The sequence below is a fragment of the Streptomyces sp. Edi4 genome, assembly GCF_040253615.1.
Taxonomy (GTDB): domain Bacteria; phylum Actinomycetota; class Actinomycetes; order Streptomycetales; family Streptomycetaceae; genus Streptomyces.
Map to the genome: position 1 here is coordinate 4,521,923 of NZ_JBEJGY010000004.1, position 17,963 is coordinate 4,539,885.

The 17,963-nt window shown below is 70.9% G+C and carries 15 protein-coding genes and 1 pseudogene; 8 read left to right on the forward strand and 8 right to left on the reverse strand.

Annotated elements, in window-relative coordinates; translation table 11 throughout:
* Positions 1-85 precede the first annotated feature (85 nt).
* The gene (locus ABR738_RS22545; protein WP_350231784.1) at positions 86-388 is read right to left on the reverse strand and encodes a hypothetical protein; all 303 of its coding nucleotides are present in this window, start codon (positions 386-388) and stop codon (positions 86-88) included.
* Positions 389-398: 10 nt separating this feature from the next.
* Complete coding sequence (locus tag ABR738_RS22550; protein ID WP_350231785.1) at positions 399-677, reverse strand: hypothetical protein; 279 nt, start codon at positions 675-677, stop codon at positions 399-401.
* A gap of 78 nt (positions 678-755) precedes the next feature.
* On the opposite strand from ABR738_RS22550, the gene ABR738_RS22555 reads away from it, so the two are divergent.
* The 3 genes from ABR738_RS22555 (at position 756) to ABR738_RS22565 (ending at position 5,234) form a co-directional block, all read left to right on the forward strand.
* Positions 756-1,514, forward strand: coding sequence for a GntR family transcriptional regulator (locus ABR738_RS22555; protein WP_350231786.1), 759 nt, complete (start codon positions 756-758; stop codon positions 1,512-1,514).
* A gap of 699 nt (positions 1,515-2,213) precedes the next feature.
* Entirely contained in the window at positions 2,214-2,876 is a 663-nt protein-coding gene (locus ABR738_RS22560) for a response regulator (protein ID WP_350231787.1), read from the forward strand.
* 225 nt (positions 2,877-3,101) lie between these two features.
* The gene (locus ABR738_RS22565) at positions 3,102-5,234 is read left to right on the forward strand and encodes a restriction endonuclease (protein ID WP_350231788.1); all 2,133 of its coding nucleotides are present in this window, start codon (positions 3,102-3,104) and stop codon (positions 5,232-5,234) included.
* 546 nt (positions 5,235-5,780) lie between these two features.
* Here ABR738_RS22565 and ABR738_RS22570 read toward each other — a convergent pair.
* Both ABR738_RS22570 and ABR738_RS22575 read right to left on the reverse strand, forming a co-directional pair.
* Positions 5,781-7,169 carry an NAD(P)/FAD-dependent oxidoreductase gene (locus ABR738_RS22570; protein WP_350231789.1) on the reverse strand — a complete coding sequence of 463 codons (1,389 nt, stop codon included), beginning with the start codon at positions 7,167-7,169 and terminating at the stop codon, positions 5,781-5,783.
* Positions 7,170-7,437: 268 nt separating this feature from the next.
* Positions 7,438-8,085: pseudogene (locus ABR738_RS22575) on the reverse strand (rhomboid-like protein); the annotation flags it as partial.
* Positions 8,086-8,219: 134 nt separating this feature from the next.
* Here ABR738_RS22575 and ABR738_RS22580 point away from each other — a divergent pair.
* A complete protein-coding gene (locus ABR738_RS22580; protein WP_350231790.1) occupies positions 8,220-8,711 on the forward strand; it encodes a GNAT family N-acetyltransferase in 492 nt (163 codons plus the stop codon).
* A 141-nt stretch (positions 8,712-8,852) separates the two neighbouring features.
* Entirely contained in the window at positions 8,853-9,536 is a 684-nt protein-coding gene (locus tag ABR738_RS22585; protein WP_350231791.1) for a pentapeptide repeat-containing protein, read from the forward strand.
* 47 nt (positions 9,537-9,583) lie between these two features.
* Here ABR738_RS22585 and ABR738_RS22590 read toward each other — a convergent pair whose 3' ends face one another.
* Positions 9,584-10,084, reverse strand: a complete 501-nt coding sequence (locus ABR738_RS22590; protein WP_350231792.1) for a hypothetical protein — start codon at positions 10,082-10,084, stop codon at positions 9,584-9,586.
* A 390-nt stretch (positions 10,085-10,474) separates the two neighbouring features.
* On the opposite strand from ABR738_RS22590, the gene ABR738_RS22595 reads away from it, so the two are divergent.
* On the forward strand, positions 10,475-11,914 hold the full coding sequence (locus ABR738_RS22595; RefSeq protein WP_502964126.1) for a M1 family metallopeptidase: 1,440 nt from the start codon (positions 10,475-10,477) through the stop codon (positions 11,912-11,914).
* Positions 11,915-12,046: 132 nt separating this feature from the next.
* On the opposite strand, the gene ABR738_RS22600 is transcribed toward ABR738_RS22595, so the two are convergent.
* Positions 12,047-13,549 (reverse strand): M4 family metallopeptidase, encoded by a 1,503-nt coding sequence (locus tag ABR738_RS22600; protein ID WP_350234692.1) that lies wholly within the window; start codon positions 13,547-13,549, stop codon positions 12,047-12,049.
* A gap of 465 nt (positions 13,550-14,014) precedes the next feature.
* Entirely contained in the window at positions 14,015-14,590 is a 576-nt protein-coding gene (locus tag ABR738_RS22605) for a TerD family protein (protein WP_350231793.1), read from the reverse strand.
* A gap of 213 nt (positions 14,591-14,803) precedes the next feature.
* Here ABR738_RS22605 and arfB point away from each other — a divergent pair, with 213 nt between their 5' ends.
* Positions 14,804-15,238: an alternative ribosome rescue aminoacyl-tRNA hydrolase ArfB gene (arfB, locus tag ABR738_RS22610; protein WP_350231794.1), complete on the forward strand. Its 435-nt coding sequence runs from the start codon at positions 14,804-14,806 to the stop codon at positions 15,236-15,238.
* Positions 15,239-15,303: 65 nt separating this feature from the next.
* On the opposite strand, the gene ABR738_RS22615 is transcribed toward arfB, so the two are convergent.
* Positions 15,304-15,777 (reverse strand): flavin reductase family protein, encoded by a 474-nt coding sequence (locus ABR738_RS22615; RefSeq protein WP_502964236.1) that lies wholly within the window; start codon positions 15,775-15,777, stop codon positions 15,304-15,306.
* A 458-nt stretch (positions 15,778-16,235) separates the two neighbouring features.
* Here ABR738_RS22615 and cdgB point away from each other — a divergent pair, with 458 nt between their 5' ends.
* Positions 16,236-17,906, forward strand: coding sequence for a diguanylate cyclase CdgB (gene cdgB / locus ABR738_RS22620; protein WP_350231796.1), 1,671 nt, complete (start codon positions 16,236-16,238; stop codon positions 17,904-17,906).
* Positions 17,907-17,963: the final 57 nt, after the last annotated feature.

The following is a 17,963-nucleotide window of genomic DNA, read 5'->3' on the forward strand; positions in this document are numbered from 1 at the left end:
TGCTGGCCGACCCGGCACGAGCTCGAATGGTAGGGGGCTTCGAGATTTCGCTGCGCTGCACGAGACTGGAGGCGGCGATATGGCATCAGAGGACCTCTGCCGAGCAGTAAGGCGTCTCGACCAGAGCGTGAAGGGCGAGCATCGTGGCGCGCTGCTGTGCTCGTTGCTCGGATGCCAGCAGGTACGGGCGGATTAGGGCCGTCTCCTCCCCGATCAGCACCTCAGTGTGCTTCTGCGGCTGCCCAGGAATCTGCTCCACCCCGCGATCGCTACCAGCCGGGTGATTGGCCGTGGTGCAAACGGCAGTTGGGGGACGCTGGCGTTGCCGGCGCCTTTCTGAGAGCCGTTCGCTGAACCGCGATGCGGCGCGGCGGATGCGGTTGAACACGATGGTGCTCCTATCGCTGTTGGCCAGGTCCCGGCGATCGGTCCGGTGCCGGGGCCGGCTTGCGTACGGCGGCCCATAACGTGCGGCCGCCCAGGCTGGTGGCCAGGAGGCCGAAGCGGTCGGCCTGGGCGACCACGTCTAGGGCCTCCTGCCAGGTCTCGGCGGGGAGGCAGTCGGGTACCTCCGCCTCGATCGCGGTCTGCCGTGCGTGCTCCTCCACGCGTGTGGCGAGTCCGAGGGCGGACAGCCGGGCAGCGATGGCCCCCGCGCTCACTTCTGAAGCAGGCACAGGGCAGCCTCCGTCACCGCTGATCACTTTCAGTGAAGCTAGTTAACTAGATTAGAGCTAGTGGACTAGATTTTCCATATGCCTGAGCAGCCGCCTTATCTCCGCATCGCTGATGTCCTCCGGCGGCGCATCGCGGATCGCGAGTGGACACCGGGCGATCGGCTGCCCTCCCGCGCTCAGATCGCCCAGGAGTGCGGTGTCGGCGAGAACGTGATCCGCCGGGCGCAGGAACTGCTCATCTCGCAAGGGGTGTTGGAGGGGCGGGCCGGGTCCGGAACGTACGTCGCCGAGCCGCGTGAGCGCGTGCGCGTGGTTCGCTCCGCGGCCCGCGAGCAGCCCGAGGGCTCCCCGTTCCGCTCGGACATGCGAGCCCTGGGGAGGCAAGGCGGCTGGGAGAGCCGGACCGATGCGAAGGTTCCGGCGCCGAGTGAGATCGCGTCGCGGCTGGGCATCGCGGTAGGCGATCTCTGCGTCCGCACCGTGTACGAGTTCCTCGCCGACGGCCGGCCTGTGCAGCTCTCCACGAGCTGGGAGCCCTACGACCTCACCGCGGGGACGATCGTCGTCCTTCCCGAGGGAGGGCCCCATGCCGGAGAGGGCGTCGTGAACCGTATGGCCGAGATCGGGATCACGGTCGGCCATGCCGTGGAGCAGCCGGAGCCGCGACACGCGACCGCCGAAGAGGCGTCACTGCTCGGCATCCAGAAAGGCGCGCTCGTCACACACATTCGGCGGACGTACTACAGCGATCAGGGGCGCCCCGTGGAGACGGCCGACATCGTCGTGCCGGTTGCTCTGTGCGAGATCGTCTATGAGGTGCCGATCAACCGGCAGTAGCGGCGCACTTGGTGACAAGCGGTCCCCTGCGAGCCGTCATCGCTTGGATCGTGGGACAGATGGGTTGGCGATGGGCCATCAGTGCAGGTGAGCGCCAGTAGATCTGAGGAGGTTGGACCCAACGCAGGGTGCTTGGAGACTGAGAAGAACTCCTCGGTTAAGGTGCGGCGCATGATCGACGAGACCCCACCTTGCCCCGAGTGCGGTCAACTCACTGAATCCGGCGGCCTCGTGCTCTCCCGGCGGGAGGATGACGGTCAGCGGATCTGCCGAGCCCTCTGGAAGTGCCCCAGTCGGCACGTCTGGTGGGGTTGGACCGATCGGCCGCACGAGCCGTTGGAAGCTTGCCCCATGCCGGGGCTGTTTCGCTGACATCCAACGCTGACATCAACGGCCTCGATCAGCGCCGTACCTTGGCAGCCGCCAGCGGCACCCGTGCGTCAGTTAGGCCGTCGACGCGAGTAGCCTGATCGAACTTGTAAAGCGGGGGTCGTCGGTTCGAACCCGACAGGGGGCTCGTGGGCGAAGGCCCCCGGCCGAGGTTGGCTGGGGGCCTTTCGTGTTGGGGCGCGGGGGCCGGGTTCGCTGCGGCCTCGGTGGGTGTGATTCGGTCAGTAGCCATCGCGTATGCGCCAAGCGCCGTCTCGTGGGGCGGGCGCCATGGAATGATCACCGCCTCTTTGTCATCGCATACGGGGGATGGGAATGAAGGACGCGACGGCTTTGGTGGAGGCGCTCACAGGCCTGGCGTGGCCTGCCATTTTCGGTCTTGTTGTCTGGCGACTGTTTCCCGTGCTCAAGGAGATCATCCGTTCACGTGGCTTTACCGTGAAGGTCGGACAGGCGGAGCTGACGGTTCAGGAGTTATCGGAACGCGTTCTTCGGACCACGGCCGACATGCAGAGCAGGCTGGCCGATGTCGCGGCCGAGCAACCGCGCCAAGAGCCGGAGGCAGGCGTGGGGACCCGGACCCTGCGGAAGGTTCTCTGGGTCGACGACCATCCGGAGAACAACGCGTATGAAGCCGAGCAACTGCGCAGCCTGGGAGTCTCGGTGGAGATCGCGAAGTCCACCGCTGAGGCCCAGCGCGCCATGCGTCGGCACCCGGAGTCGTTCGATGTCATTGTCTCCGACATGGGGAGGAACGAGAATGGGACGTACAACGCGAATGCCGGAATCGATTTGATTCGTGAGCTTCGAGGCCAGGGACTCGGCGTGCCCATTTTCATCTATGCCTCGACGCGCCAGGCGGAAAGGGCGGCGGAAATCGTCGCCGCCGGGGGAAATGGTGCCACTCATTCGATTTCGCAGCTGTACGAGCTTCTGCGCGGGGTGGGCACGTTTCCGCGTGACGGCGCCTGAACGTGACGGTGGCCCCTGCGCGCGCCCGGCCGACGGGGACGGCGCTCCGCAGATCGGCGCAGGGGTTGTGCGGGCTGGACCGCCGCCCGCGCCGACCTGGTAGAACTTGGTTCGTGGGCGTGGGTTGGGGGACTACCGCCAGGAAGCGTGAGAGATCGTCCCGGACCCTCCAGGTCCGGGACACTTGTGTTTTCGGGGCGGGGGCGGGGAGAGGGGCAGTTGGATATGAGTCGTCGGTCCAGTGGGCTGGTCGGGGTGTGGGCCGAGGCGCAGCGGCAGCAGCAGCGGCAGCGGGAGGCGCAGCAGCGGGCGGCGGTGCAGGAGGAGCGGCGGCAGCGGGCGTACGAGCGTGACCTCGCGCGGACGCAGCGCGAGCAGCAGGCGGCGTACCGGCAGGGGCGGGAGGCGGATGCCCGGCTGCGGACGCAGGAACTGGAGCAGCAAGTCGCGGAGCTGGGCGCGCTGTTGGCGCAGGGGTGCCGGGCGGCGCCGTTCCGGGTCGCGGCACTGACGCGACCGGAGGCCGTCGCGCCGTTCGAGCCGGGGCAGCTCGCGCAGCCTGTGGCGATGCCCGACCCCGCGCTCTATCAGGCCCAGGGTGGCTGGACGGCCGGGCGGCGGGCGCAGGCGCAGCAGGAGGCGCAGGCCAGATACCGGCAGGACTGGGACGCCGCGCAGGCCGCCGAGACGCATCGCGTACGCCAACTCGCCGCCTACCGGGCGCAGTACGACGCCTGGGCCGCCGGGCAGCTCGCCGAGGTACGCGCCCACAACGCCGGGCTCGCCCAGCTGGTGGACGCGCTGCGGGCCGGCGAACCTGAGGCGGCCGTCGACTACTTCACGGCCGCCCTGTACGCGTCGGGTGCCTGGCCCGAGGGGTTCCCGCGCCAGGTGAGCGCGGCCTTCGACCGGGGTGCGCGCCAGCTCGTGCTCGACTGGGAGCTGCCCGGCATCGAGGTCGTGCCGGAGGTCAAGTCCGTACGGTACGTGGCGAGTTCGGACACCGAGAAGGAGACCGCGCGGCCCGTCACGCAGCGGCGCGCGCTCTACCGGGACGCGCTCGCGCAGTGTGTGCTGCTCGTGCTGCGCGACCTGTTCGCGGCCGATGAGTTCGGGGTGCTCGAATCGGTCGTGCTCAACGGGTTCGTCGACGATGTCGATCCGGCCATCGGGCGCCGCGCCGAGATCTTTCTGGCCGCGGTGAGCGTGCCGCGTGCCACGTTCGCACGGCTCAATCTCGGGCAGGTCAGCGCGGTGGACTGCCTGGTGGACGCGGTGCGCGGGCAGCTGTCCGCCAAGCCCGACCAGCGCGCCGCCGTACGCCCCGGACGTCGGCCCGCCGACGTGGGCAGCGGGGTGGTGTCGTACGGCGGTGGGGACGAGCCGGACCTGTTCACGATGGACCCCATCGCATTCGAGGGCCTGGTCGCCGAGTTGTTCCGTGCGCGCGGCATGCAGGCGCTCACCACGCAGCGCTCCAACGACGGCGGCGTCGACGTCGAAGCGCTCGACCCGGACCCGATCAGCGGCGGGCGGATCATCGTGCAGGTCAAGCGCTACCGCCATACGGTGCCGCCGACCGCCGTACGCGATCTGTACGGGACCGTGCAGGGGGCCGGGGCCAACAAGGGTGTCCTGGTGACCACGTCGGGCTTCGGGCCCGGGTCGTACCGCTTCGCCGAGGCCAAGCCGCTGACGCTGGTGTCCGGGGAGGAGCTGGTGGAGCTGCTGCGTCAGCACGGGTTGCGGGGGCGGCTCGGGGGGCCGGGGGGTGCGGGGGCGGCGAGTGGTTCCGCCCAGCCGGCGGGGTCGGCGGGGTCGGCGGGGCCGGTGGGGCCGGCGGGGCCGGCGGGGGGCGAGTCCGGGGGCGCCGAGGATTTCAATGTGCTCGGTATGACGTGGGCCGGGGCGGTCGAGCTCGACGTGTGCGCGCTGGTGTGCCGGGGGGCGCGAGTGCTGGGCGAGGAGCACTTCGTGTTCTTCAACAACCCTGAGAACCCCGGGAGTTCGGTCCAGATGGTGCCGGGGGCCGGGGGTGACCGGGCGGCGGTGCGGGTCGTCTTCGACGCGTTGCCGGAAGGCGCGGACCGGCTGGTGCTGGTGGCGGCGGTGGATCCGGAGGTGAACCCCGGCCAGGATCTGGCGGGCTTCACCGAGGCGGCGATCTGCCTTCGGGACGGGACGGGGGGCGAGCTGGACCGGCTCCCCGTCTCGGACGGGCGCCCCGGGGAAACGGCCCTGGTCCTGGGGTCGTTCCGGCGACGGGCGGGTGGGGACTGGGACTTCGTGCCGGGCGGGAAGGGGTATCGGGGTGGGCTGGGGGAGTTGGTGGGGGAGTACGGGGTGGCGGTGGCCTGAGGGGGGAGTGCGGGGTGCGGTTTGGTGCGGGCCGGCGTCGGATGCCCAGGGGCGCGGGGAACTGCGCGCTCAGCCACGCACGGTCCGCAGCCGGGATCCCTGGGGCTCCGCCCCAGACCCCGTTCGGCCTGAAGGGCCTCGTCCTCAAACTCCCCCAAGGCCTTGAGGGCCAGGGGGGACCCCCATGACAGGCTGACTATGCCCATGCGGACCCGCACCAGCCCTGTCAGGGGCGCGGGGAACTGCGCGCTCAGCCACGCACGGTCCGCAGCCGGGGCTCCTGGGGCTCTGCCCCAGACCCCGACCGGCCTGAAGGGCCTCGTCCTCAAACTCCCCCAAGGCCTTGAGGGCCAGGGGGGACCCCCATGACAGGCTGACTATGCCCATGCGGACCCGCACCAGCCCTGTCAGGGGCGCGGGGAACTGCGCAACACGCTCGGCCCGGGTCGGCGGAAACCCGGCACCCCGCACCTCGCACCCCGCACCTCGCACCCGGCACCCCGCACCCCGCACCCGGCACCCCGCACCCGGCACCCGCACCCCCTCTCAACGGCGCCCCGCCACACGATTTGCCAGCGTCGCAACCGGATCCGTCGTGGCGCGGGCGCGCGCCAGCTCACGGCGGTCCGCCCCGCGGTACGCCGCGTACATGCCGCGCACCCCGAGCCACCGCAACGGCTCCGGCTCCCACATCCGTACCCGGTGGCCGACCCACGGGAGGGTCGTCAGGTCGGTCTCCCCCTCGCCCGAGTCCCGCCGCACCAGATCCCGCAGGGTCCGCGCCGCGAGGTTCGCCGTGGCCACGCCCGAGCCGACGTAACCTCCCGCCCAGCCGAGCCCCGTCGTACGGTCCAGGGCGACCGAGGCGCACCAGTCGCGCGGCACGCCGAGCACCCCCGACCAGGCATGGCTGATCGCTACCCCGGCCAGTTGCGGGAAGAAGCGGACCAGGATCTCGCGCAGGGCGGTCACCGTCGCCTCCTGGGTGCGGCCGTCGTTGTCGGTGCGCGACCCGAACCGGTACGGCACCCCCCGCCCGCCCAGCGCGATCCGGTCGTCCGCGGTGCGCTGCGCGTACATGTACGCGTGCGCCATGTCGCCCAACGTCTCGCGCCCCGCCCAGCCGATCGCCTCCCACACCTCGGGCCCCAGCGGCTCCGTCGCGATCATCGAGGAGTTCATGGGCAGCCAGGCCCGCCGCTGCCCCTTGAGGGAGGCGGTGAAACCCTCCGTGCAGCGCAGCACATAGAGCGCGCGGACGGTCCCGTACGGCGTGACGGCGTGACCGGGCCGGATCTCGGTGACCGGCGTCGACTCGTACACCCGCACCCCCAGCGCCTCCACCACCGACGCCAGCCCCTTGACCAGCTTCACGGGGTGGACGCGCGCCCCGTGCGGCGTCCACGTCGAGCCGACGGCCCCCGCGACCCGGATCCGCTCGGCCGTCTCGCGCGCGCCGAGCAGCAGCCGGTCCTTCTCGCCGAAGGCGGTCTCGGCGGCGTGGAAGGCTCTGAGCCGCGCCAACTGGGCCGGTGTGTAAGCCACTTCGAGCACCCCGCCCTGGTGGATGTCGGCGTCGATGGACTCCGCCGCCGCCACCCGCACCACCTCGTCCACGGTGTCGTTCATCGCCTCCTGGAGGCGCACCGCGCTGTCCCGGCCGTGCAGCGCGGCGTACCGGTCGCGGCCCGCGATGCCGTTGTAGAGCCAGCCGCCGTTGCGCCCGGACGCCCCGTAGCCGCAGAAACGGGATTCGAGGACGGCGATGTCGAGGAAGGGCGCCGCCTTCTTCAGGTAGTACGCCGTCCACAGGCCGGTGTATCCGCCGCCGACGATCACCACGTCGGCGCCGGCGTCGCCGGACAGCGGCTCTCGGGGCGTGGGCAGGCCGTCGGTCGCGTACCAGAAGGAGATTCCGCCGTTGATCGCGCTCATGGCCCCTGTTCGTACACCCGCCCCCCGGCCCTGTCCACCCATGGAATCCGCAGGTGAGGGGCGGGTCGCGGGCCCGCACCGCGCCGGACGCCGCCGAGTCGCCGCCCTTGTGGAGGGTGCGGAAACCGTCGTGGGCGCGCCGGAAACGCCGACGACCTTTCCGCGTACGGAGACCCGCGCTGTCCGTTGCGCGTGCGTTTCGAGGGCGGCGGCGCGATGTCGGCCGCCGCGCGGACCGCCCCCGGGCCCACCCCGCGGCCGCGCGGGCGCTGTCGGCCGGGTCCCAGGGCGCGCCGCCCCGCCCCCGGGTCAGCGGATAGCAGGCGAGACCGATGAGTACGGACGCGAAGTGGCCGAGATCGGTGAAGGTGCGCCCGTCGAGCAGCGGGGCGCCGTAGAGGGCGAGGACGGCGAGCAGATAGAGGTACCGGTACGGTCGCGCGATCCGGTACGTCAGAATCGCGACGACTCCGGCCAGGGCGTGACTGACGCCGACATCAAGGGTGTTGACGGCCGTGTGCGGCGCGTAGTCGTGCCGGATCGCCCACAGCAGGGCACCCTCGCTGACGAAGGTGGCGGCCACGTGCGTACCGAAGGCGACAACCAGCCAGCGCCAGGTGCGCAGCCAGCGCTCGGCCGGGGCGTGGAAGAGGGTGTACAGGACGGCGTACGGCAGCCAGCTGCCCCCGTCGATCCAGAACGCGCTGGCGATCAGGACCCGGCGCGGGTTGGCCGACAGCTCGTGGATGTTGGTGGAGCGCTGGCGCAGGAAGTCCGCCTCGAACTCCGGTGACATGTGACGCAGGGCGATGGTGGTGACGAACAGCGCGGCCAGCCAGAGGTAGGTGCCGGGCGCGCTGCGCACATAGCCCAGGACGGCACGGGCCGGCCGCGTGCCCGGGGAGCGGAGCCTCATGCCCCGATTCACGCACGCGGGCGGGGCGGTCGCCGGGACCGACATCCGGGGCGGAGGCCGCGTGAACGGAAGGGCGCTGTCCGCTGGGCGGAACGCGCCGGTGGCGCCGGGCCCGGGCGCCTTAGTGTGCGGGCATGATCCGCGACGCGACCCCCGCAGACGTACCCGTGCTCCACGCGATGATCCGTGAGCTCGCCACCTACGAGAAGTGCCCGGACGAGGCCCGGGCCACCCAGGCCCAGCTGCGTGAGGCCCTGTTCGGCGAGCGCCCCGCGGCCTTCGCGCACCTCGCCGAGGACGCGACGGGCGCCCCGGTCGGCTTCTCGATCTGGTTCCTGAACTTCTCCACATGGCGCGGGACGCACGGCGTCTATCTGGAGGACCTGTACGTACGCCCCGAGGCGCGTGGCGGCGGCCACGGACGCGCCCTCCTGGCGGAGCTGGCCCGCATCTGCGTGGCCCGGGGCTACGAGCGGCTGGAGTGGTCCGTCCTGAACTGGAACGCCCCCACGATCGCCTTCTACGAGTCGCTGGGCGCGCGGCCGCAGGACGAGTGGACGGTGTACCGCCTTACGGACGGCGCGCTGAGCGGGCTCGGTGGTCAAGCGACCGGCGGATTGGGGTAGCTGTCGCTTCGGCGGGCGCCGTGCCGCCGCTCGGGCCGCGTGGCGAGAATGTGACATGTCCGGGGCAGAAATGTCCGGAGTGAGGGGTTCCCCCGGTCGCGAGCAGGGGTGATTGTCAGTGTCATGGTCCAGCATGGGGACATGGCAGCGGCACGGAGTGCGAAGAAGACGGCGGCCGGCGCGGGTGCCCGCAGGGCAGAGGTGCGCCTGCCACCATTGGCGCCGTTCGGCGCGGGTGAGCTGGAGCCGGAGGGTGATTATGACGGGCTTGAGTTCAGGGATCTCGACCTGGCGCGCCAGCAGGCGCCCAGCGCGCGCTTCCTCGACTGCGGCATCTACGGTTGCGTCCTGGACGATACGAAACTGAGTGGAGCCCGATTCATCGACTCGGTGCTCTCCGGGATCCGCGGTGTGGGCACGGACATGGCGCGGGCCAAGCTGCGCGACGTGGAGGTGCGGGACGTCCGGATGGGCGGAGTGCAGCTGCACGGATCGGTACTGGAGCGGGTGCTGGTCAAGGGCGGCAAGATCGACTATCTGAATCTGCGCGAGGCCGAGCTGCGCGATGTCGTCTTCGACGGGTGCGTGCTGGCCGAGCCGGACTTCGGCGGCGCCAAGCTGACCCGGGTGGAGTTCCGTGGCTGCGAACTGCGCGGGGCGGACTTCACGGGCGTGCGGATGACGCAGGTCGATCTGCGCGGGGCGACCCTGCTCGACATCGCGCGCGGGGTGGAACGCCTGGCCGGCGCGGTCATCAGCCCGGCCCAACTCCTCGATCTGGCCCCGGCGTTCGCGGCGCAGGTGGGGGTGCGGGTGGAGGCGTGAGGGTGGGGGCCGCAGGGGTGGCGTGGCCCGGGCCGGCCCCCGGCCCGTCAGTCGACGCGTGGGAAGCGGGCCTGGAGGTCCCAGATGACCGGGTTCTCGCCCAGGTCCTCGTGCAGATCGGTCAGGTCGGCGATCAGATCGTGCAGGAAGTCCCTTGCCTCGCGGCGCAGTTCGGTGTGCGAGAACGTGAGGGGTTCCTCGTCGCCGGGCATCCAGTCGGCCTCGACGTCCACCCAGCCGAAGCGGCGCGCGAAGAGCATGCGGTCGGAGGACTCGGTGAAGTCGATCTCGGCGTACTGGGGCCGGGCGGCGCGGGAGCCCAGGGGGTCCCGGTCAAGGAGCTCGACGGTGTCGCACAGCGCCCACGCGAAGTCGAGCACCGGCACCCATCCCCAGGCTGTGGACACCTCGCGGTCCGCCTTGGTGTCGGCGAGGTAGACGTCTCCGCAGAAGAGGTCGTGGCGCAGGGTGTAAACGTCCGCGGTTCGGTAGTCGATGCGAGTGGGGTCGGGGAAGCGGCGGGATAGGGAGTAGCCGATGTCGAGCACGGGTCGATGGTGTCATGGCGGCTCCCCCGGCCCCGCGTACGGGTGCCACCCCCGCGTATGGGCGCCGCCCCGCGTACGGGTGCACCCGTGTGTACGGGTGCCGCCCCGGTTCGCGCGGGTCCCCGCGCCCGCATGGCAGCCGGCGCGTGCCCCCGCACACCGGGCCCGGGCCGGGCCCGGAAGCGGAACCGGCACCCGGCGCGGAACCGGCACCCGGCGCGGAACCGGCACCCGGCCCGGAACCCGGCGTGGCCGGCGCGTCCAGAGGCGTCCTCGACGAGACGTTCGCGCGAGCCGGCGTCGCCGCGCTGCGGAAGCAGTCCCGGCCGCGCGGGGGGGAAATTCCGGTGCTCACCAGCGCGGCACCGGGACGCCCGTAGGATCACGGACGTGGACAAACGACCGGAGCGGCGGACCGCGCCGAAGGGGCCAGGGGCCCGCCGCGGCCGTCGCGGACGCCTCGCCGCCGCGCTGCTCGCCGCCCTCGCCGTCACGTCCTGCACAGGCGGCGTGAGCGGCACCCCGGGCGCCTTCGGCACCCGGGACCCGCTCTTCCCCCGGCTCGGCAACGACGGTTACGACGTCGAGCACTACAGCCTCGACCTGGACTACGACCCGGCGTCCGGGATCCTCACCGGCGGGGCCACGATCGTGGCCCGGGCCACCAAGGACCTCAGCGCGTTCGACCTCGACTTCGCCGGCATGCGGGTGCGCGACGCCACCGTCGACGACGAGCCCGCCGCCGTCAGCCGGGCCGGCGACGAGCTGACCCTGCGTCCCCACGAGGACCTGACCCGGGGCGAGACGTTCACGGCGCGGGTGCGCTACTCGGGCAGGCCGAGGACCATCACGGACGCCGACGGCTCCAAGGAGGGCTGGCTGACCCAGCCCGGCGGCGGCGTGCTCGCGCTGGGCGAGCCCACCGGCTCGATGGCGTGGTTCCCGTCCAACAACCACCCGAGCGACAAGGCCACGTACGACATCAAGGTGACCGTCCCCGACGGGCTGCGCGCGGTGTCCAACGGCGAGTTGGCGTCCACGGTCCACAACGGGGGCCGCACGGCGTTCAGTTGGCGGGTCAAGGAGCCCATGGCCACCTATCTGGCGATGGTCGCGATCGGCCCGTACGAGATCGACGACAAGAAGACCACCAAGTCCGGCATCCCCGTCTACGCCGCGATCGACCCGGCGGCCAAGGAGCGCGCCGCCGGGGTGCTCGCCCAGCTGCCGGACATCCTCACGTGGGAGGAGGAGCGTTTCGGGCCCTACCCGTTCTCCTCCACCGGCGTGGTCGTCGCACCCACGAAGTCCGCCGGCTACGCCCTGGAGACGCAGAACCGGCCGGTGATGCCGCTCGACCAGTTCGACGTCAGCACCCTGGTGCACGAGCTGGCCCACCAGTGGTTCGGCGATTCCGTCACCCCGGCCACCTGGCGCGACATGTGGCTGAACGAGGGGTTCGCGCAGTACTCGGAGTGGCTGTGGAGCGAGCAGCACGGCGGCCCGAGCGCGCGGGAGCGCTTCGACACGGAGTACGCCAAGGACGACGGCGACGAGATCTGGGCGTATCCGCCCGCGTCCCCGCCGACCGCCGCCGACGTGTCGGGCCGCCCGGTGTATGTGCGCGGCGCCATGGTCGTCCACAAGATCCGGGAGGCCGTCGGCGACGAGAAGTTCTTCGCGCTGCTCAAGGACTGGCCCCGGGTGCGCCGGCACGCCAACGCCTCGACCAAGGACTTCATCCGCTTCGTGGACGAGGAGGCGGGGAAGCGGCTCACGGAGGTATGGAAAACCTGGCTCTACGGGGACGGGAAGCCGGACGGTGCCTGACTTCCCGCAACTCCCCGTAGAACCAGGCGGGTTGAGCGGGCTGAGCGGGTTGAGCGGGTTGAGCGGGTTGAGCGGGTTGAGCGGGTTGAGCGGGTTGAGCGGGTTGAGCATGTTGTGTGGGTCGAGCGGGTGTTACTTCACGTTGATGGCGGTCCAGGCGGCGGCCACCGTCTTGTACTCGGTGCTGGTCGTGCCGTACAGGTCACCCGCCGCCTTCAGGGTCGCGGTGCGCGCGGCCTTGTAGTTGGTGGTCGAGGTCATGTAGGTCGAGAGCGCCTTGTACCAGATCTTGTACGCCTTGACCCGGCCGATCCCGGTGACCTTGGAGCCGTCGTACGTCGGCGAGTTGTAGCTCACGCCGTTGATCGTCTTCGCGCCGCTGCCCTCGGACAGCAGGTAGAAGAAGTGGTTGGCCGGGCCGGACGAGTAGTGCACGTCCTTGTTGCCGACGCCGCTCGACCAGTAGTCGGCCGACGCGCCGTCCTTGCTCGGCTTGTCCATGTACCGCAGCGGCGTGCCGTTGCCGTTGATGTCGATCTTCTCGCCGATGAGGTAGTCGCCCTTGTCGGTGGCGTTGTTGGCGAAGAACTCGACCGAGGTGCCGAACATGTCGCTGGTGGCCTCGTTCAGGCCGCCGGACTCCCCGCTGTAGTTCAGCTTGGCGGTGGCGGCGGTCAGGCCGTGGCTCATCTCGTGGCCGGCCACGTCGAGCGCGGTGAGCGGCTTCTTGTTGCCCTCGCCGTCGCCGTACGTCATGCAGAAGCAGCTGTCGTCCCAGAACGCGTTGACGTACGCGTTGCCGTAGTGGACCCGGGAGTAGGCGGCCTTGCCGTTGCCCGCGATGCCGTTGCGGTTCAGCTCGGTCTTGTAGAAGTCCCACGTCTCGGCGGCGCCGTAGTGCGCGTCGACGGCGGCCGTCTCGCGGTTGGACGGTGAGCCGTTGCCCCACGTGTCGGTGGACTTGGTGAACAGCGTGCCCGTGCCGGAGCTGCCGCCCTTGAGGTCGTACGTCTTGTGTCCGCCGCGCGCGGCGTCGTTGAGGCTGTAGGTCGAACCGCTCTTGGTGGTGCCGAGGGTGACCTTGCCGGAGTACTCGCTGGTGCCGATGCCCGTCTCGATCTCCTCGTGGGAGTAGAGCTGGGCGCCGGTGGTGGCGTCGGTGACGATGTCGCGGCGGCTCGGCGTGCCGTCGGGCTGGGTGCCCGTGACGGTGCGCTCGTAGGCCAGGACGGGCTCGCCCGAGGCGGCCCATACGACCTTGCGCGAGCCGGTGGGGGCGGCCTTGAGCGAGGCGGTGGTGGCGACGGATATCTTCGCGTCGGTCGCCTTGTCGACGCCCTTGACGGCGCCGGTCTTCGCGGTGTGAACGACGAGGTCACCACCGAGGACGGGCATGCCGTCGTAGGTGCGCTCGTAACGGGTGTGAACGGTGCCGTCGGCGTCCTTGATCACGTCGCGGACGACGAGCTGTTCCTTCGCGCCGAGCCCGAGCTCGTGGGCGGCGGCGGGCGCCGCGTCCTGGGCCGTACGCAGGGCGTCGGCGCGCTGGGCGGTGCTGAGGTCGAGAGCCGTCGCGCCGGTGACGCGGTCGGCGGCGCCGGCGGTGGAGCCGGCCTGTACGCCGACGACGACCATGGCGGCGGATGCGGCAAGAGCGGCGGCACGCAGAGTGGTTCGCACTCGGTGGTCTCCTTCACTCGTTCTGTGGGGGCGAGTTGGAGACTGCCAGTCGATGACCACTTCTTGACAGTGACGCGACAAGTATTTGACCGGATCGTGTCCGAAAGGGGGTCGACGGTGTTCGCTCACCGATCAAATCCGGCCTCGGGCAAGCGAGTTGAGCGTCAGAATCCGGATGGTGTGTGACGGTTTCATCGACACGCGTGCACCGGATGTGCACAGGTGGACACGTGGGGCGGCCCGGGTGGAGGGGCTTTGCGAGGTGCCGGTTGCGGGGTGCGGGTGCGGGCACGGTTGCCCGGTGCCGGGTCGGGGCCCGGTGCCGGTGCCGGTGCCCCGCACCCCGCAACCGGCGCCCTGCGCGCGCACAAGAAGGTGCCCCCGGCGCGCGAACGCCGGGGGCACCTCAGTCGCGGGGTCTCAGACGCTGACGCCGAAGTCCTGCGCGATGCCGGCCAGGCCCGAGGCGTACCCCTGGCCCACGGCGCGGAACTTCCACTCCGCGCCGTTGCGGTACAGCTCGCCGAAGACCATCGCGGTCTCGGTCGCGGCGTCCTCGCTCAGGTCGTAGCGGGCGATCTCGGCGCCGCCGGCCTGGTTGACGATGCGGATGTAGGCGTTGCGCACCTGGCCGAAGTTCTGCGAGCGGGACTCGGCGTCGTAGATGGAGACCGGGAAGACGATCTTGTCGACGTCGGCGGGCAGGCCCGCGAGGTTGACGTTGATGGCCTCGTCGTCGCCCTCGCCCTGGCCGGTGGTGTTGTCGCCGGTGTGGACGATGGTCTGGTCCGGCGTGGACTTGTTGTTGAAGAACACGAAGTGGCCGTCGGAGTAGACCTTGCCCGTCGTGGTCACGGCGATGGCCGACGCGTCGAGGTCGAAGTCCGTGCCGGTGGTGGTGCGGACGTCCCAGCCGAGGCCGACCGTGACGGCGGTCAGGCCCGGGGCCTCCTTGGTGAGCGAGACGTTGCCGCCCTTGGACAGGCTTACAGCCATGGGATGTCCCCTTCGTCTTCTGCGTCTGCGTCGTCTGGTGGTCGTGTGGTGCGGGCTTCGAGCCGTCCCGAAGCTACCGTCACTCCTCCTAACGTCGGCAGGGGACCGAGAGGTTCCATCCCGCTTTGCTTTCTTTGCCAAGGGTCCGTCAAGGGCGAAGCCGCAGGCCGACCGGGGGAAAAGAGGGTGACGCGGTGCCGGGCAGCCGTCACCATGGATGTCATGTCCGGGCCCTATGTCATCCGTGGCTCCGTCTCCCTCCCGGAGGCCGAGCTGATCTGGCGTTTCTCCAGGTCGTCAGGGCCCGGCGGCCAGCACGTCAACACCAGCGACTCCCAGGTGGAGCTCCGCTTCGACCTGGCGCGCACCGAGGCGCTGCCCGAGGTCTGGAAGACCCGCGCGCTGGACCGGCTCGCGAGCCGCCTCGTGGGCGGCGTCGTGTCCGTACGCGCATCCGAGCACCGCTCGCAGTGGCGCAACCGCGAGACCGCCGCCGTGCGGCTCGCCTCGCTGCTCGCCGAGGCGACCGCGCCGCCGCCCAAGCCGCGCCGCGCCACGAAGATCCCGCGCGGCATCAACGAGCGCCGCCTGCGGGAGAAGAAGCAGCGCGCCCAGACGAAGAAGGGCCGCTCGGGCCAGGACTGGTAGCCCAGGACCAGGGGGTGTCTGGTGGACCATGGCCGGGGGTGCGACCCTGATCCACCAGACACCCCCTAGCCCAACTGCCGGTATTTGCCCCGGAAGTAGGTCAGCGGGCCGCCCTCCATGCTCGGCAGGTCCGTGGTGAGGACGCGGCCGATGGCCAGCGTGTGGTCGCCCGCCTCGACGCGCTGTTCGGTCCGGCACTCAAGGGTCGCCAGCGCGCCGCCGACCAGCGGGGCGCCGCTCGCCTCGCCCCTGCGGTAGGGAATGTCCTCGAAGAGCAGCCGGTCGCTGATCCGGCCCTTCATCGCGAACCGGCCCGCGATGTGGCGCTGGCTCTCGGACAGCAGGGAGACCGCCCACAGCGGCTGCTCCGCCAGGAGGTCGTCCATCCGCGAACCGTTGCGCAGCGAGACCAGGACGAGGGGCGGGTCGAGGGAGACCGAGAGGAAGGCCGTCGCGGTCATGCCGACGTCTTCGCCCCGCGGCCCGTGGTCGGCGTCGTGCGCGGTCACCAGGACCACGCCCGCGGCGAGGCGGGACATAGCGGCGCGGAAATCGTCATTGCTCACCCCCACAGGATGAGGGGTCCCTGGGGCAAGTGCGGAAACGGCGGCGGTGAGGGGTGTCTGGAACACAAGCGGAACGCTAGTCTCCTGCCACCGCGGGCCACATCGGGCCCCGGGACCAGCCGGGACCTAGGTCTCCGGGCCGATCCGGGCCGCCGCCGAAAGGCGCGTCGGCGCTCCGGGGCGCCCCGGGGTCTGTCATTCCCGGCTCACTGTCCGCTCGTTCTCAGTTTGCGTTCAGGAAAGGTAGGGGGCAAAGGCGGAAAGAACGGCCAACCCCCCATCATCTGCTGTGACTTGAGTCACAGAGGGCAGTAATTGTTGACCCTGTGTACCGGCTAGACAGCTCGCTGTGATTCAGTGGCGGGACAGTGCGAAAAGGAATGCCGATCTGAAGCCAGGAGTTGCTGTCGAGGTCTCGGGGAGAGCGAGCAATGGAGACCGAGTCGGAGCCCTACGTCCGTCTTGCGACCCTGAGGCAGCTGCACCAGGTGGTCGGGGAGCTCAATACGGCCCGCAGTCTTGCGGACACGTTGCAGACCGTCGCGGACGGCGTCATCGCCGGGCTCGGCTACGAGCTGGCCTGCGTCAATCTCGTACGCCCCGACGGTGACCTGGTCGTCGCGGCCTTCGCCGGCAACGCGGCGGCGGAAGCGCTGATCACCGGCCGGGTCGGCTCGCGCACCTCATGGGAGCGGCGCCTGGCGATGGGTGAGGACTGGGACGGGCTGCGCTTCATTCCGTACACCGAGGGCTGGGTGCTCCTGGAGGACGACGTCCCCCAGTGGTACACCGAGGGCCCCGATCCCCGCTTCGAGGACGAGTGGCACCCGCAGGACCGGCTGTACGCCCCGATGTACTCCTCGGGCGGCACCCAGGAACTCCTCGGCGTCATCTCTGTCGACAAACCCCGCAACGGACGCAAGCCCGGCGCCTGGGGGCGTGAAGCGCTCCAGATGTATGCGTCCCAGGCCGCGATTGCGATCAGCAACGCGCGGCTGCGCGCAAACATGCAGCGCGCCCTCGTCCGCCTCGAACGTGAGCAGCAGGCCCTGCGCGCCAGCGAGGAAAGCTTCCGGCAGGCCTTCGAGTACGCGCCCTCGGGCATGGCCATCGCCGAGATGGGCGGCGACCAGCACGGGCGCCTGCTGCGCACCAACGACGCGCTGTGCCGGCTGCTGGGCCGGCCCGCGTCCGTCATGCGGCGCTACTCCTTCGCCGACCTCGTGCACCCCGAGGACATAGGAACGCTCCTGCGCACCTCCGCCGAGGGCGGCCGGGCCGAGCTGCGGCTCGGGCGGCGCGACGGCACGTACGTGTGGGTGTCGCTGCGCAACTCCGTGGTCGCCGACACCGCCGACGGACCCCGCTTCCTGCTCACCCACGTCGAGGACATCGAGGACCGCAAGCGGCACGAGCTCCAGCTCGCCCACCGCGCCTCCCACGACGCCCTGACCGGACTGCCCAACAGCGCCGAGCTGCGCGCGAGACTGTCGGCCCGGCTCTGTCCGAGGCCGCACTCCGTAGGTCCCGCGGGTGCGGCCGAGAGTCTGGACGCGGCCTACGGCGGCCCCTCGGGCGCCGATTCGGAGGCGCATGGCCACGCCTTCCGCGCGGACGGCTTCGACTTCGACGCGCTGCCCGGCGGCGGACCCTACGACCACCACGTCCACACCGTGGCCCCCGGCAGTGAGATCGACGACGGCACGAAGGGGCTCGCGGTGCTCTTCTGCGACCTCGACGGCTTCAAGTCGATCAACGACAGGTTCGGCCACCACACCGGCGACGCCGTCCTCATCGAGGTCGCCCGCCGCCTGACCACCGGCGTGCGCGACGGCGACACCGTGGCCCGGCTCGGCGGCGACGAGTTCGTCGTCCTGGCCGACGGGCTCGGCGCGGCCGACGCCGCCGACCTGGCCGTCCGTCTCCGTAACGCGATCATCCCGCCCATCCGGGTGGACGGCAGGGCGGTCCGGGTCGGGGCCAGCTTCGGCATCGGCTGGGCCAGCTGCGGAATGTCGGTCGAAGAGGTCCTGCGCTCGGCGGACCAGCGGATGTACATCGAGAAGCGCTCCCGCTCCAAGGTCCACCGCCGGGCGGGCTGAGGCACCGGCCGCCGCTCAGGTGTGACCGGGGCCCAATCGGGCAGCGGTCCGTTCGGG